This is a genomic window from Mesorhizobium sp. M5C.F.Cr.IN.023.01.1.1, from assembly GCF_003997585.1.
Lineage (GTDB): Bacteria > Pseudomonadota > Alphaproteobacteria > Rhizobiales > Rhizobiaceae > Mesorhizobium > Mesorhizobium wenxiniae.
Window position 1 is genome coordinate 18,858 of the sequence record NZ_RZSU01000067.1, and the last position, 15,600, is coordinate 34,457.

At 63.5% G+C, this 15,600-nt stretch carries 11 protein-coding genes; 1 reads left to right on the forward strand and 10 read right to left on the reverse strand.

Going from position 1 to position 15,600, the window contains the following annotated elements:
• Positions 1-6: 6 nt before the first annotated feature.
• Both EOA78_RS23665 and EOA78_RS23670 read right to left on the reverse strand, forming a co-directional pair.
• Positions 7-3,402 carry a transglutaminase family protein gene (locus EOA78_RS23665; protein WP_127317229.1) on the reverse strand — a complete coding sequence of 1,132 codons (3,396 nt, stop codon included), beginning with the start codon at positions 3,400-3,402 and terminating at the stop codon, positions 7-9.
• A gap of 375 nt (positions 3,403-3,777) precedes the next feature.
• The gene (locus tag EOA78_RS23670; RefSeq protein WP_127317230.1) at positions 3,778-4,968 is read right to left on the reverse strand and encodes an acyl-CoA dehydrogenase; all 1,191 of its coding nucleotides are present in this window, start codon (positions 4,966-4,968) and stop codon (positions 3,778-3,780) included.
• A gap of 160 nt (positions 4,969-5,128) precedes the next feature.
• Here EOA78_RS23670 and EOA78_RS23675 point away from each other — a divergent pair, with 160 nt between their 5' ends.
• A complete protein-coding gene (locus tag EOA78_RS23675) occupies positions 5,129-6,025 on the forward strand; it encodes a LysR family transcriptional regulator (RefSeq protein WP_127317231.1) in 897 nt (298 codons plus the stop codon).
• Here the strand turns inward: EOA78_RS23675 and EOA78_RS23680 are convergent, their stop codons facing one another.
• From EOA78_RS23680 to EOA78_RS23715, 8 genes are all read right to left on the reverse strand, one after another.
• Positions 6,026-8,338: a Tex family protein gene (locus EOA78_RS23680; RefSeq protein WP_127317232.1), complete on the reverse strand. Its 2,313-nt coding sequence runs from the start codon at positions 8,336-8,338 to the stop codon at positions 6,026-6,028.
• Between the two features lie 128 nt (positions 8,339-8,466).
• Positions 8,467-9,648: a serine hydrolase gene (locus tag EOA78_RS23685; protein ID WP_127317233.1), complete on the reverse strand. Its 1,182-nt coding sequence runs from the start codon at positions 9,646-9,648 to the stop codon at positions 8,467-8,469.
• A 26-nt stretch (positions 9,649-9,674) separates the two neighbouring features.
• On the reverse strand, positions 9,675-10,871 hold the full coding sequence (locus tag EOA78_RS23690; protein ID WP_127317234.1) for a serine hydrolase: 1,197 nt from the start codon (positions 10,869-10,871) through the stop codon (positions 9,675-9,677).
• A gap of 67 nt (positions 10,872-10,938) precedes the next feature.
• Complete coding sequence (locus EOA78_RS23695; RefSeq protein ID WP_127317235.1) at positions 10,939-11,973, reverse strand: extracellular solute-binding protein; 1,035 nt, start codon at positions 11,971-11,973, stop codon at positions 10,939-10,941.
• An 11-nt stretch (positions 11,974-11,984) separates the two neighbouring features.
• Positions 11,985-12,791, reverse strand: coding sequence for an ABC transporter permease (locus EOA78_RS23700; protein ID WP_127210978.1), 807 nt, complete (start codon positions 12,789-12,791; stop codon positions 11,985-11,987).
• A complete protein-coding gene (locus EOA78_RS23705; RefSeq protein WP_127317236.1) occupies positions 12,784-13,704 on the reverse strand; it encodes an ABC transporter permease in 921 nt (306 codons plus the stop codon). The genes EOA78_RS23700 and EOA78_RS23705 overlap by 8 nt, the downstream gene beginning before the upstream one ends.
• Positions 13,704-14,798, reverse strand: coding sequence for an ABC transporter ATP-binding protein (locus EOA78_RS23710; RefSeq protein ID WP_127317240.1), 1,095 nt, complete (start codon positions 14,796-14,798; stop codon positions 13,704-13,706). Before EOA78_RS23710 ends, EOA78_RS23705 begins: the two co-directional genes overlap by 1 nt.
• A 126-nt stretch (positions 14,799-14,924) precedes the next feature.
• Positions 14,925-15,600: amidohydrolase family protein (locus EOA78_RS23715; RefSeq protein WP_164783904.1), on the reverse strand; the 676-nt coding region annotated here is incomplete at its 5' end.

The window sequence follows — 15,600 nt, forward strand, 5'->3', positions numbered from 1 at the left end:
CATCGATCAGAATCTTGGTGGCCGTCTAAGGTCAAGGGTCATCGGAAAATCTTCAGAGGCTTCTTCATGGCGCGGCACGTAGCCGGACGGCGTATGGCCACGCGGCTCGAAGCGGGCGAGCCGCCGTGCCTCCGCTTCGTTGCCGTTGACCGGGAAAGTGTCGTAGCTGCGCCCGCCGGGATGCGCGACATGGTAGACGCAACCGCCGATCGCCCGGCCCGACCACTGATCATAGATGTCGAAGACCAGCGGCGTATTGACCGGCAGCGCGGGATGCAGGCCCGATGCCGGCTGCCAGGCCTTGAAGCGGACGCCCGCCACCGCGATCTCTCTGGTGTCGGTCACCTTCATCGGCACGATGCGGCCGTTGCAGACGACCGCGTGACGCTCCGGGTTAAGCCCTTCGGTCTTCACCTGCAGCCGCTCGACCGAGGAATCGACGAGGCGCACCGTGCCGCCGATGGCGCCCTGCTCGCCCATGACATGCCACGGCTCCAGCGCTTGCCGCAACTCCAGCTTGATGCCGGCATGCTGGACCTCGCCGCAGAACGGAAAGCGGAATTCGAGCTGCGCGTCGAACCATTCGGGACGAAATTCGAAGCCGTTCAGCTTGAGATCATCCAGCACGTCGAGAAAGTCGGCCCAGACATAGTGCGGCAGCATGAAACGGTCATGCAGCGACGTGCCCCAGCGCACGAAGCGGCCATCGAGCGGATTCTTCCAGGCGCGGGCGATGATGGCGCGCACCAGCAATTGCTGCGCGAGGTTCATGCGCGCATTGGGCGGCATCTCGAAGCCGCGGAACTCGACCAGACCCAGGCGGCCGGTAGGGCCGTCGGGCGAAAACAGCTTGTCGATGCAGATTTCCGAACGGTGGGTGTTGCCCGTCACGTCGGTCAGAAGGTTGCGAAACAGCCGGTCGACCAGCCATGGCAGCGGCGCGCTGCCGCTGTCCGGATGCGGCACCTGCGCCATCGCGATCTCGAGTTCGTAGAGCGAATCATGGCGTGCTTCGTCGAAGCGCGGCGCCTGGCTGGTTGGACCGATGAATAGACCGGAGAACAGATAGGACAGCGAGGGGTGCCGCTGCCATTGCAGCACCAGGCTTTTCAATAGATCCGGGCGGCGCAGAAACGGACTGTCATTGGGTGTCGCGCCGCCGACGACGACATGGTTGCCGCCGCCCGTGCCGGTATGGCGACCGTCGATCATGAACTTGTCGGCGCCAAGCCGCGTCTGCCGCGCCTCCTCGTAGATCGCTGTGGTCGTCGCCACGCAGTCCTGCCAGTTCGCAGCCGGATGGATGTTCACTTCGATGACCCCGGGATCCGGAGCCACGCGGATGACGTTGAGGCGCGGATCGTGCGGCGGGCCGTAGCCCTCGATATGCACCGGCAGGCCGATAGTCTTTGCCGCGTTCTCGGCCGCCGCGACCAGTTCGAGATAATCTTCCAGCGCCTCGACCGGCGGCATGAACACACAAAGCCGCCCGTCGCGCGGCTCGACCGACAGTGCGGTGCGCACCGCGCCGCCGATCTCGGTGATCTCCTGTTCGACACGGTCCTGCTGGCCGGTCGCGGCGGTGAAGGACGCCGCTTGCTGGCGTCGCGCCATTTCGTCTGCGCCTTCCAATTCGGCCAAAGTGGGCTCGGGCAAAGGCGCAGCCTCCGGCAAGGGAGTGGCCTCAGGCAAAATAGTCCCGCGCGCCGGCAATGGTCCGCGCGGCAGGGAAGGATCGACCGGCACGATATACGGGAACTGCGCCGGCGGCACATGGGGCAGCGTGCCAAGCGGCAGGCGATAGCCGACCGGTGAATCGCCCGGCACCAGAAACAGCTTGCCGCGCCGCGTCGTCCATTTCTCCGAACGCCAGCGCGGTCCGGACGCCTGGCTGTTCCAGCGCTGCACAGGCAGCACGTAGCCCGACGGCTTGGTCAGGCCGCGTTCGAACACCCGCGCCATGCGGCTGCGCTCCTCGGGGTCGTCCAGCTTCGAATTGGACGGATCGACATTCTCCGGCAGCTTGCCTTCCTTGAGCAGCCACTCGGCCGGGTCCTCATAGGCTTCGCTGACCATGGTCTTGTCGACGCCGAGTTCATCGGCAATCGCCGTCAGCAGGCCTTCAGCCTGCTTCGGTCCGACAACTGCTTCGCTGTTTTCCCGTGCGATCAGCGATGAATCACTCCACACCGGCTCGCCGTCGGCGCGCCAGTACAGCGAGAAGGTCCAGCGCGGCAGGCTTTCGCCCGGATACCACTTGCCCTGCCCGTAGTGCAGGAAGCCGCCGGGCGCGAAACGCTCACGCAGCCGGCGGATCAGCGCATCGGCCTTTTCACGTTTTGTCGGGCCGACGGCAGCGGTGTTCCACTCTTCCGCCTCGAAATCGTCGATCGACACAAAGGTCGGCTCGCCACCCATGGTCAGCCGCACGTCCCCGGCCTCGAGTGCGGCGTCGACCCGGTTGCCCAGCGCATCGAGCGCCTGCCAGCTTTCGTCGGAGAACGGCTTGGTGATGCGTGGATGCTCGGCGATGCGGTCGACCCGCATGTCGAAGCCGAACTCGACATTGGCGAAGCTGGCCATGCCGGAAATAGGCGCGGCGTTGCGGAAATGTGGCGTCGCGGCGAGCGGCACATGGCTTTCGCCGGTGAGCAGGCCGGAGGTCGGGTCGAAGCCGATCCAGCCGGCCCCTGGAAGATAGACTTCGCACCAGGCATGGAGATCGGTGAAGTCGACGGCGGTGCCGGGCGGTCCGTCAAGCGCGACGAGGTCGGGTTTCAGCTGGATCAGGTAGCCGGAGACGAAGCGCGCGGCGATGCCTAGGTTCCTCAGGATCTGCACCAGCAGCCAGCTCGTGTCGCGGCACGAGCCTTTCTTGGCGGCCAGCGTTTCCTCGGGTGAGAAGACGCCGGTTTCCATGCGCACGATATAGGCGATCTCGCGCTGCAGGCGCGCATTGAGGTCGACGAGAAAATTGACAGTGTTGGTAGGACTACGATCGATGGTCTGCAGGAACGCCGACAGCAGCGGCCCGGCCGGTTCCGGCGTCCGGTAGATGGCGAGATCGTCGCTGATCTCTTCCGGGTATTCGAACGGAAAGATCTCGGCCGACGGCTCGACGAAGAAATCGAACGGATTGTAGACCGTCATGTCGGCGACGAGGTCGACCTCGATCTTCAGTTCCGTCACCGGTTCGGGAAACACGAAGCGCGCCAGGAAGTTGCCGTAAGGATCCTGTTGCAGGTTGACGAAGTGGTTCGCCGGCTCGACCTTCAGCGAATGGCTGAGCACCTTGGTGCGGGAATGCGGCGCCGGCTGCAGCCTGATGACCTGAGGGCCGAGAACGACCGGCCGGTCATATTTGTAATGGGTCAGGTGGTAGACGGCTGCCAGAATTGCCATGGGGCCCCAAAAGTCGGCGTTTCAAACGATATCGCCGAACCCTGACACAAATGCTGGCCATTCTCCAAGCAGAGATGTTGCGGTGCACCTAATTTAAGCAGCTATTGAACGCAACTCCGCCTGTTATGACTGGCCACCGCTGGCCTCCAGCGTCTGCGATTGGCAAAGCCCTCACAGCTTCGTCGTCCCGGAGCGGAGCGACGCGGCGCAGACCCCAGGCTTCATGCCGTGACGCTAGCCGAAGAATGCAGCCGTGCAGCACGAACCACTGTCGTGCCCCTGCCCTGAAACATCCTGCACCGCAGCGGCGCCTTGACGTCACCGCATGGATCCTCGGGTCAAGCCCGAGGATGACGGAGCGAAGGGCATGGCCGTTTAGAAAAACGCCTGCAACCCGGTCTGCGCCCGTCCGAGGATCAGCGCATGCACGTCATGCGTGCCCTCATAGGTGTTGACGGTTTCGAGGTTCTGCGCGTGGCGCATGACGTGGTAGCCGATCTGGATGCCGTTGCCGCCATGCATGTCGCGGGCCTGGCGGGCAATGTCGAGCGCCTTGCCGCAATTGTTGCGCTTGACGATCGAGATCATCTCCGGCGCCATTTTGCCTTCGTCCATCAGCCGCCCGACTCGTAAGCTGCCCTGCAGGCCGAGCGCGATCTCGGTCTGCATGTCGGCGAGCTTCTTCTGGAAAAGCTGCGTGCCGGCCAGCGGCTTGCCGAACTGCTTGCGGTCGAGGCCGTATTGGCGGGCCCGGTGCCAGCAATCTTCCGCCGCGCCCATCGCACCCCAGGAGATGCCGTAGCGCGCCCGGTTGAGGCAGCCGAACGGACCCTTCAGGCCTGAGATATTGGGCAGCAGCGCATCTTCGCCGACCTCGACGCCTTCCATCACCACTTCGCCGGTGATCGATGCGCGAAGCGACAGCTTGCCGCCGATCTTCGGCGCCGACAGCCCCTTCATGCCTTTTTCCAGCACGAAGCCGCGAATCTCGTTGTCATGCGCAGCCGACTTTGCCCAGACGACAAACACGTCGGCGATCGGCGCGTTGGAAATCCACATTTTCGAGCCGGAGATCTTGTAGCCGTTCGCCGTCTTTTCGGCCCGCGTCTTCATGCCGCCGGGGTCGGAACCGGCATCCGGCTCGGTCAGGCCGAAGCAGCCGATCCATTCGCCTGACGCCAGCTTCGGCAGGTATTTTTTGCGCTGTGCCTCCGAGCCATAGGCATGGATCGGATACATCACCAGCGAAGACTGCACGCTCATCATCGAGCGATAGCCCGAATCGATGCGCTCGACTTCCCGCGCCACCAGTCCGTAGCTGACATAGTTGCCACCGAGCCCGCCATATTCCTCGGGGATGGTAATGCCGAGCAGGCCCGCCTCGCCCATCTCGCGAAAGATCCCGGCATCGGTCTTTTCCTCGAGGTAGGCTTCTTCGATCCTGGGAGCGAGCTTGTCGGCGGCAAATGCCGCGGCGCCATCACGCACCATCCGCTCGTCTTCCGAAAGCTGGTTCTCGATCAGGAAAGGATCATCCCAGACGAATGCGTTCTTGTCGGCGGCCATGGCTCTCGGTCTCCAAACTTTTGCATGTCGCCCAAAAGTGTTCGGCGGTTTGGGACAACGGGCATGCATGGACAGAAATCTGAATGCCGGCTTATCGGCTTCCGGCTGGAAAAAATCAAACGAAATTGCATCGCCGATCAATGAGCGTTAGTAATGGATCATGAACGTCCAGCGTCGGCTTTTGCCTGGTATCAGTGCCCTTGCCGCCTTCGAGGCGGTGGCCCGGCTGGGAAGCTTCACCGCCGCCGCACAGGAGCTCGATCTGACCCAGGGCGCCGTCAGCCGGCAGATCAAGCTCCTCGAGGACCAGTTCGGCCGCCGACTGTTTGATCGCGACAGCCGCAATGTCAGGCTGTCGACGGCGGGCGAGATTTATGCCGAAGCGGTGCGCGCCGCCCTTGGCCAGTTGCGCGATGCAGCTCTTGGATTGATAAGCAATCGGCATAGTGGCATCTTGAATCTCGCCATCCTGCCGACTTTCGGCACGCGGTGGCTGATGCCGCTCATCCCGGACTTCGTCGAAAATAACCCCGACATCACCATCAATTTCGTCACCCGCATTGGTCGCTTCGACTTCGCCCGCGAACGGCTCGACGCCGCCATCCATTTCGGCCTGCCCGATTGGCCGGACGCCGACTCGACGCTGCTGGTACGCGAAGAGGTGGCGCCTGTCGTCTCGCCCGAATTCCTGGCCAGCCGGGATATTGCCACACCCGCCGACATCGGTCGCCTGCCGCTGCTGCATATGGCGACGCGGCCCGGCGCATGGACCGAGTGGTTCGAGCATCAGGGTTTAAGCGCGCCGACCGGACCGGGCATGCAGTTCGAGCAATTCGGCACCGCCGCCCAGGCCTGCATGGCCGGGCTCGGTGTGGCGCTGCTTCCGCAGGTCCTCATATCCGGCGAATTGCAGCGCGGCCAGCTCGTGCCGGCGCCCGGCCGGCCGATGCAAAGCCGCAGCGCCTATTACCTTGTCGTGCCGCACGACAAGCGCGGCCATCCGCCGGTCGCCAGCTTTCGCGACTGGCTGCTCAGTCGCGTACCAGTGGTAGGGTGATTACTTCCGCTTCAACGCATCGGCCAATGCGGCGCCGAACGTGCCTTGCTGCGCGGACCGCTCCGGCTGACGCTGTGGCGCCGGCGCGCGCGGCACCGGTCTGTTGCCATTGTCGCGCGGCTTCGGTGTACCGCCATCACCATCCCGACGCATCGAAAGGCCGATGCGCTTGCGCTTGATGTCGACCTCGACGACACGCACCTTGACCACGTCGCCGGCTTTCACCACCTCATGCGCGTCCTTGACGAAACGGTCGGCCAGTTGCGAGACATGCACCAAGCCGTCCTGATGGACGCCGATATCGATGAAAGCGCCGAACGCCGCGACATTGGTGACGGTGCCTTCCAGCAGCATGCCGGGCTTCAAATCCTTGATGTCGTCGACGCCGTCGGCAAAGGTCGCGGTCTTGAAACCGGGGCGCGGATCGCGACCGGGCTTTTCCAGTTCCGCCAGGATGTCACGTACCGTCGGCAGGCCGAACCGCTCATCGACGAAGACACGCGGATCGAGCGCCTTGAGGGCCGCACTGTCACCCATCAGCGAGCGGACATCGCGCCCACAGGAAGCAACGATCTTCTTCGCCACGCCATAGGCCTCCGGGTGCACGGCCGAGGCATCGAGCGGCTCGCTGCCGTTGGGAATGCGCAGGAAGCCGGCGCATTGCTCGAACGCGCGGGGTCCGAGCCGCGCCACCTTCAACAGGTCACGACGGCTGGCGAAGGGCCCTGCCGCATCACGATGAGCGATGATGGCCTCGGCCAGCGATATGCCAAGACCCGACACCCGCGCCAGAAGCGGCGCCGAGGCGGTGTTGAGGTCGACGCCCACGGCATTGACCGCGTCCTCGACCACCGCTTCCAGGGAGCGGCCGAGCCGGTACTGGTCGACATCGTGCTGATACTGGCCGACGCCTATCGACTTTGGCTCGATCTTGACCAGTTCGGCGAGCGGATCCTGCAGCCGCCGCGCGATCGACACCGCGCCGCGCAGCGACACGTCGAGGCCGGGAAATTCCGCCGCCGCCGTTGCCGAGGCGGAATAGACCGAGGCGCCCGCCTCGCTGACGATCACCTTGAGCGGCTTCGGCCCGGACTCGGCAGGCATGTCGGATAGCATGTCGGCCACCAGCCTTTCCGTCTCGCGGCTGCCGGTGCCGTTGCCGATGGAAATCAGCTCGACCTTGTGCAGGCGGATGAGCTTTGCGAGTTCGGCTTGCGTGCCGCGCACATCATTCCTTGGCAGAAACGGATAGACCGTCGTCGTCGCCAACAGCTTACCTGTGCCGTCCACTACCGCCACCTTGACGCCGGTGCGGATGCCGGGATCGAGGCCCATAGTGGCGCGCGAGCCGGCCGGGGCAGCGAGCAGCAAATCCTTCAGATTGCGGGCGAAGACATGGATCGCCTCCTCCTCGGCCCGCTCGCGCAGATCTCGCATCAAATCGAGCGTCAGGTGCAGCGACAGCTTTATGCGCCAGGTCCAGCCGGCCACCTCCATCAGCCAGCGATCGCCCGGCAACTGGCGGCCGATGGCGTAGGCGTCGGCAATCATCCGTTCGACCGGCTTCACCGGAGACGCGTCGTCGGCATCGACCTCGATGTCGAGCGACAGCACTTCCTCGTTGCGGCCGCGCAGCATCGCCAGCGCGCGATGGCTCGGCACATTGGCCCAGCGCTCGACATGGTCGAAATAGTCGGAGAACTTCGCGCCGGCCTCCTGCTTGCCGTCGACGACGCGCGACCGCATGAAGGCGCGATCCTTCATATAGGTCCGCAGTCTGCCGACCAGATCGGCATTCTCGGCGAACTGCTCGGACAGGATATCGCGCGCGCCCTCGAGCGCCGCCTTGGCGTCGGCCACATCTTCGCCGATGTAGGCCAGCGCCAGTTCGGCGGGCACCGCCGCGCGGTCGGCAAGGATGGCCTCGGCCAGCGGCCCCAAGCCACGCTCTCGCGCGATCTCGGCTTTGGTCCGGCGCTTCGGCTTGTAGGGCAGATAGATGTCTTCGAGTTCCGCCTTGGTGGCAGCCGCCGCGATCTTGGTTTCAAGCTCTTCGGTCAGCTTGCCCTGGTCGCGGATCGAACCGAGAATGGTGTCGCGGCGCCCATCGAGTTCGCGCAGATAGGCGAGCCGCTCGGCAAGCAGGCGCAGTTGCGTGTCGTCCAGACCGCCGGTGACTTCCTTGCGGTAGCGCGCCACGAACGGCACCGTCGCACCTTCGTCAAGCAACCCGATCGCCGCCTCGGCCTGTTCGGGCCGGGCAGCGATCTCGGCTGCTATGATGGCTGCGATGCGCTTGATGTCGGATGCCATGTCGTTCCTGCTGTCTTGTCGAAAAGAGCGGCGACCATAAGCGCAGAGCGTCGCTCCGCCAACCGCGGCGTTTTCAACCGCCCAATAGGTCCACAGGAAAGCTGCGATGGCGGTCGGCCTGGATCGAATCAGACCATCGGGCTCAGCGCTTCGAAGAAGGCGACCATATCGACATCGAGGGGCTCGTCGACCGGCTCCGGCTGCGACGACATCTTTGCGATGACGACCTCGGTCTTCGGATTGACATAGAGCCACTGGCCGTGGATGCCGATGCCGCAGAAAGCGCCGCTTGCCGCGCCCGTCTGGTACCATTTGTTGCGGTAGCGGCCTTGCGGAAAGAGGAACGCCATCGTGCCACGCTGCCAGGCCTCGCTGTCTCCGCCTGTGCTGACAGTGTCGCGCACCCAGGCTTCCGGCACGACGCGCCGGCCATTGGCCGTGCCGCCTTGCCGCATCATCTCGCCGACCTGCGCCAGATCGCGCGGCGTGACTGAAATGCCGCCGGCCGTGCGGGCGGTGCCTTCGCTGTCTACCGTCACCGACGCTTCGCTCGTTGCACCGAGCGGCAGCCACAATTTCTCGTGCATCAGCTCGGCGAAGCGCTGGCCGGATGCGCGTTCGAGCAGGATGCCGAGCAGGTCGGAATTGGGCGAGCGGTAGCGGAACGTCCGGCCATGCGGCTCGGCAAGACGCTGCAGCGTCAGGATGAAATCGACCAGGCTTTCGGTGCCGCCACCCGGATTCCACAGCGTCGCACGGCGATAGCGAGCAAAGGCGCTCTCCGGATCGAGGTAGGTTTCTTCGAAGTCGAGGCTGATGGTCATGTCGAGCACATGCCGCACGCTGGCGTCGCCATAGGCCGAGCCGGCAGCTTCCGGCAGATAGCGGGTCACCGGCGCCTGCGGATCAAAGATCCCTTCGCCTTCCAGTATGCCGGCCAGGATGGCGGTCAGCGACTTACTGATCGAGAAGATGATGTGGCGCGCACCGAACTGCATATGCGGTGCGAACCAGTCGCCGACGAATTTGCCGCCTTTCATGATCGTCAGCGCGTCGGTATCGGAACGCGTGAGAAAGGCTGCAACAGTCTCCGGTCCTCCGGCCAGAGTGACTCGCTCGCCGAGCAGCCCGTCAAGAGCCCGCGCTGCCGCCTCACCGATGGCTGACGCTGCGGCCACGCGTGCGCTCGGCACCAATTCTCCGACATTCTGGAACGACCACCGGCTGAACGGGCTTTCGCGCCAGTTGCCGAGCAGCACTTGGTTGCGGCCAAAGCCATATCTGGTCTCGAACGCGGTCTTGCCGGTCATGCGTTTCCTTCCGGTTTTCTTGGAACTCAGGCCAGCGCGGCGGCGATCGCGTGCACGGCTTTCATCGTCGCCACCGAATAGGCGATGTCGGTGAAATCCGGGTAGCTCGAAAGCTTCACCACGACCATTCTCGTGTTCCAGTCGATATGGATCAGCTGCCCGAACACGCCCCGGCACATCAGCGCGCGTGAGCGCGGATCCTCGATCCAGAACTGGTTGCGGTAGCTGCCTTCCGGCAGGCTGGGATTGAAATCCGGCCCATGCCTGCCATTGCGCGTCGCCTCGATCCAGTCGGCCGGCACCACGCCGCCGCCATTGTCGAGGATCAGCTGGCCGAAGCGGCCATAGTCGCGCAGCGTGGCGTTGAAGCCGCCATCGGCCACGGCGTAGCCGGCGCTGTCGACGGTGAAACAGGCGCTTTCATCCGCCCCGAGCTTTTGCCAGAGTTCCTCCGAAACCAGCTGCGCCAGCCGCTTGCCGGTCACCCGCTCCATGATAAAGGCGAGCACGTCGGTCTCGATCGAACGGTATTTGAAGGCAGCGCCATGCGGCCGGCTTGTCTCCTTGAGCCGCAGGATCAATTCAAACATATGCGACGGCCACTCGAAGGCCGGATCGCTGTCCGGCGGCACCGGTTTCCAGCCGCTGGCGACATCGACCTGGCCGATATCGGAATAGCGGTCGGTGTATTCCTCGGAAAAACGCACGCCTGTCGTCATGTCGAGCGCGTGCTGCACGCTGGCGCCCGCCCAGCCTGTCGCACCAAGCTCCGGCAGATAGGCCGTCACCGGCCTGGCCGGATCGATCAGGCCGCGCCCGACCAGTATGCCGAACACCGAAGCGGTGACCGACTTCGCCATCGACTGCGACAGATGCAGCGTGCGCTCGGCCATGCCGTTGAAATAGCGCTCATAGGCGATTTTGCCGTCCTTGAGCACGAGCAACCCGTCCGTATAGGTTTCGTCGAGCAGCCCGGCCAGCGTCATCGGTGCGCCCGTGCTGTCGCTCACCGGCAGCGCATCGAGATCGACTTCGGCTCGCTCGAACCGGCGGCGATGGCCATTGCCGCGCCAGACTTCGACGGTCGGCAGAATTTCGCGGATGTGCTGGAACGCCCATCGGTTCCAGGGTCCCCTGTCCCAGTCGAGCTTCGGAGGCACCATCAGCGGCGGCGAGCCCTGCATGATCGGCGGCACCGGTTCGCTGTTGCGGTAGGATGTCATGAGATGCGTCCCGGCAAACATGAAAACAGACCCGGCGGCGCCCGCCGCCGGGTCCGTCACGATGCGATCACTTCTGCAGTTCGGTCCATATCCTGGTGTAGAGTGCCTGCACGTCGGGCGCGCAGTTCAGCATGAACTTGCCCTTGTCGGCGAACTCGGCGGGGATGTTGACCTCCGGCGCCGTTTTCATGTCCTCAGGCATGAAGGCTTCCGATCCCTTGATGCCGTTGGCGTAGCGCGCGAAAGACGAGATCAGCGCGGCGTTCTCGGGATCCATGATGAAGTTCTGGAACAACTTGGCGTTTTCGACGTTCTTGGCGTCCTTCAGCACCGCGAGATTGTCCATCCAGATCGGATAGCCCTCCTTCGGATAACCATAGACCATGTCCTTGTTCTGCAGGCGGGCGCGGAAGGACGCGCCGTTCCAGTCGACGCTGGCTGCGAAGTCGCCCTTGGCGAACTTCTCGACCGTGCCGTAGTCCATGGAGATCCATTTCGGCTTTGCCGCCACCAGCGCATCGCGCACCTTCTTCAGCACCTCCTTGTCGCCGGTGCAGGGCTCGCCGCCGACATATCTGATGGCGAGATGCATGACATCGGCCATTTCGGGAACGACGTTGACCTTGCCGACCAGTTCCTGCGGCGGGTCCAGGAAGATGGCGGAAGTGTTGGGATCGCCCTTGTAGACGGAGGTGTTGACCGTCACGCCGGTCGTGCCCCACTGCCACGGCACGGTGTATTTGCGGCCCGGGTCGAAAGGAACGTCGACCCATTTCGGGTCCATGTTCTTGAAGTTCTCCATCTTGTTCGGCTCTGTCTCCAGGAGCAGCCCTTCCTGGATCCAGATCGGCACGAAGCTCGCCGAGGGCACCACGATGTCGAAGCCGCTGCCGCCCTGGCGGATTTTGGCCAGCGCAGTGTCGTTGGAATCGTAGTCGGTGACTGTCACCTTGACCTTGTATTTTTCCTCGAATTTCTTGATGAGGTCGGGGCTGGTGTAGTTACCCCAATTATAGATGTTGAGTTCGCCATCGGCGCGGGCGAGACCCGCCGAGGCGAACAGCACGGCGCTGAGCGCCGTCGCAGTCAATTTCCAATTCATCTTTTCTCCTGTCACTCCTGATCCTTTTTCCTGCTGATGAAAAAGAAGACGGTGACGATCAATATCGAGATCAGCAGGAACACCGTCGAAATGGCGTTGATTTCCGGCGTGATAATGCGCCGGAACTGGCCGAGCATGTAAGTCGGCAACGTATCCTGGCCGCCGGACTTGACGAACTCGGTGATGACGACATCATCCAGCGAGATGACGAAGGCCAGCATCAGCCCGGCAAGGATGCCTGGCCAGAGCAGCGGAAAGGTGACGCGCCGAAAAGCCTTCCATGGTGTCGCGTAGAGGTCGGCCGCAGCGATCTCCAACGACAGATCCATGTTCTCGAGCCGCGCCCGGATCGGCAGATAGGCAAAGGGAATGCAAAAGGCCGTATGCGCAGCCATCAGGTAGCCCAGCCCCGAATAGCCGGTCCAGATCTTGATGCGCGAAAAGAAGATCAGCAACGCCACCGCGGTGACGATTTCCGGCACCATCAGCGGCTGGTTGATGAAGGCGTATTTGAAGCCGAGGCCGGGATAGGGTTTCGTTCGGGTCGTAGCGAGTGCAGCCATGGTGGCGACGATCGTGGCAATAGTCGCGGCGACCGAAGCGATCTGCAGCGACCGGATCGAGGCATCGACGACCTGGTCGTTGTTCCAGGCCTGATAGAACCAGCGCAGCGACACGCCTTCCCAGATCGCGATCGAACTGCCTGCGTTGAAGGCATAGACGACAACCGTGACGATCGGCAGGTACAGCGCGAAAAAGCAGATCATCGCGATTGTCGTGAAGCCGGTCTGCCGGCGAATGTCGAAGCGGCTAGCCATGCGCGCCGCCCTGGCGCCCGGCGGAGCGGACATAGAAGAGCAGCGCGACCATCACGATTGCCATCAGCGAGAGCGACAGCGCCGAGCCGAGCGGCCAGTTACGGCCTTGCCCGAACTGCAGCTCGATCAGATTGCCGAGCATCATATTCTTCGACCCGCCGAGCACGCGCGGGGTGACGTAGGCGCCCAGCGCCGGGATGAAGACAAGGATCGAGCCGGCGATGATGCCCGGCTTGACCAGCGGGATGATGACCCGCCTCAGCACCTGGAAGCGGTTGGCATAGAGGTCGTAACCCGCCTCGACCAGCCGGAAGTCGATCTTCTCCATGCTGGCATAGAGCGGCAGCACCATCAGCGGCAGATAGACATAGGTCATGCCGACCATCAGCGCGAAATCGGTGAACATCATCTGGATCGGCTGGCTGATGATGCCGAGCTTGATCAGCACCGTGTTGACGACGCCCTCGTTGCGGATCACCTCCTGGATGGCGAAGGTGCGGATCAGCAGATTGGTCCAGAAGGGGATTGTGATCAGGAATAGCCAGACGTTGCGCTGCCGCGCGGGCCGGGTGGCGATGAAATAGGCGGTCGGGAAGCCAAAGAGCAGCGTCAGGATCGTCGTCAGGAACGACAGCTTGGCCGAGCGCCAGAAGATCGACAGATGCGCGTCGGCGAAGGCCAGCGTGTCGTCGAAGATGTCACGCTGCATCAGCACCGACAGCCAGCCGTCCGTGGAGAATTTCCACACCACGTCGCCATAGGGGCCCGGCGTCAGGAACGAATAGATTACGACGATCAGCAGCGGGCCGGTCGCCGCCAGAAAGATGATGATCAGTGCCGGCGCTGACAGCAGCCAGCGATCGCGGATATCTCTGCGTTCGGCTTCCTTGGCGACTTCTTCCGCGCTCGCCATCAGTCCCTCAGCACTTGTGCGGCGTCGTTGCCGATCGAAATGCCGACCTTGTCTCCCCGCTCGAAACCGCAGCCGGCGCTGCGCGTGTTCTGCTGGCGCACCGTGAAGGCCTCGCTGCTGTCCAGGCGAACTTGGATGTGCGTGTCGGTGCCGAAATAGACGATGTTTTCGACCGTGCCCGACAGGTCGCCCTTGCCGCTGGTCAGCTTGGCATGTTCCGGCCTGACCACCACGGTGGCATTGTCCTTCGGCTGAAAGCCCTCAGCCACGGTCGCGTCGATCGTCGCGCCGGATTTGAGCGTTGCTCGTGCCTTGCCGTTGGCCATGCCTGATATGGCCGCGGTCAGGAAATTGGTCTCGCCGATGAAGTCGGCGACGAAGCGCTCCGCCGGCTTGTCATAGATATCCCAAGGCGTTCCGACCTGCAGGATCTTGCCCGACGACATCACCGCGATGCGGTCCGACATGGTCAGTGCTTCTTCCTGGTCGTGGGTGACGAAGATGAAGGTGATGCCGGTCTCGTGCTGCAGCCGCTTCAGCTCGATCTGCATGTCCTTGCGCAGCTTGAAGTCGAGCGCCGACAGCGGCTCGTCGAGCAGCAGCACTTTCGGCTGCGGCGCCAGCGCCCGCGCCAGTGCCACGCGCTGCTGCTGGCCGCCCGATATCTGGCTGGTGCGGCGGCCGCTGAGCGCTTCCATTTTGACCAGCTTCAGCATCTCGGCAACCCGCGCCTTCACTTCGGCTTTGGGCTTGCCGAGCATTTCGAGGCCGAAGCCGATGTTCTCGGCCACCGTCATATGCGGGAACAGCGCATAGTTCTGGAATACGGTGTTGACCGGCCGCTTGAACGGCGGCAGCGGTGCGATGTCCTGGCCATGCAGCAGGATCTCGCCGGCGCTCGGGAAATCGAAGCCGGCGATCAGCCGCAGAAGCGTTGTCTTCCCGCAGCCGGACGGACCAAGCAGCGTGAAGAACTCATTCTCGCGGATCGACACCGAAACCGTGTCGAGGGCGGCGACCTGTGACTCCCCGGTACCGAATACCTTGCGGACGCCACGAACTTCGATTGCACTTTTACCCGGTTGTTCCGGCACGATTACCCCATTCTTGTGTCCGCTCTTCAGGGCGGATCCGGTTCCCACTCGATTGTCAGCACACGGCGCATGGCTTGGCAAGCATACATCTGAATGTCGATTCAGAACGCAATTCCCGTGCCACCGTCAGGCCTGATAAGTGACCTTGCCGCCGCAGATCGTCGTCATCGGCCGCACCGTATGCAGCGCTTCCGGCGCGGTCGCCTCGATGTCGCCTGAGAGCACCACGAGATCAGCCAGAAAGCCTGACTTCAGGCGGCCCTTGCGATGCTCCATGAACTCGGCATAGGCGCCTTCCACCGTGTAGCCCGCAAGCGATTCATGCAGCGAGAAACTCTGGTCGGGATCGCTGTCCGCCCATGGTTTGCGCAGCACTGCCGCCTGAATGCCCAGGATCGGATCGATCGGCGAGACCGGCCAATCGGAGGCGAAGACGACGCGCGCGTCGGCATTCTTCAGCGTCCGCCATGCATAGCTCAGCGGCCATCGGGCGGGCCCGATGCGCGATACCGTCGGCTCCAGCGGCAAGCCCATGCTGCCCGGCGGATGCGGCGGCTGCATCGAGGCAATGACGCCAAGCTTTGCGAAACGCGGCACATCGGCGGCGGTGATCACCTCGATATGCTCGACCCGATGCCGGCTGTCGCGCCTGCCATTCGCCTTTTGCGCTGCCTCGTAGCCGTCGCCAATCGAGTGCACCGCCATCTGCAGCCCGCGCCTGTCGACGGCCACGGCAACGTCGATGAATTGCTGCGGCGTGAAAAGCGGCTCGCCCACCCAATCCGGACGATCCGCATAGGGC

Coding starts and splice junctions, on each gene's coding strand:
- EOA78_RS23665 (WP_127317229.1), bottom strand. CDS start 3,402: ATGGCAATTCTGGCAGCCGTCTACCACCTGACCCATTACAAATATGAC.
- EOA78_RS23670 (WP_127317230.1), bottom strand. CDS start 4,968: ATGGCCGCCGACAAGAACGCATTCGTCTGGGATGATCCTTTCCTGATC.
- EOA78_RS23675 (WP_127317231.1), top strand. CDS start 5,129: ATGAACGTCCAGCGTCGGCTTTTGCCTGGTATCAGTGCCCTTGCCGCC.
- EOA78_RS23680 (WP_127317232.1), bottom strand. CDS start 8,338: ATGGCATCCGACATCAAGCGCATCGCAGCCATCATAGCAGCCGAGATC.
- EOA78_RS23685 (WP_127317233.1), bottom strand. CDS start 9,648: ATGACCGGCAAGACCGCGTTCGAGACCAGATATGGCTTTGGCCGCAAC.
- EOA78_RS23690 (WP_127317234.1), bottom strand. CDS start 10,871: ATGACATCCTACCGCAACAGCGAACCGGTGCCGCCGATCATGCAGGGC.
- EOA78_RS23695 (WP_127317235.1), bottom strand. CDS start 11,973: ATGAATTGGAAATTGACTGCGACGGCGCTCAGCGCCGTGCTGTTCGCC.
- EOA78_RS23700 (WP_127210978.1), bottom strand. CDS start 12,791: ATGGCTAGCCGCTTCGACATTCGCCGGCAGACCGGCTTCACGACAATC.
- EOA78_RS23705 (WP_127317236.1), bottom strand. CDS start 13,704: ATGGCGAGCGCGGAAGAAGTCGCCAAGGAAGCCGAACGCAGAGATATC.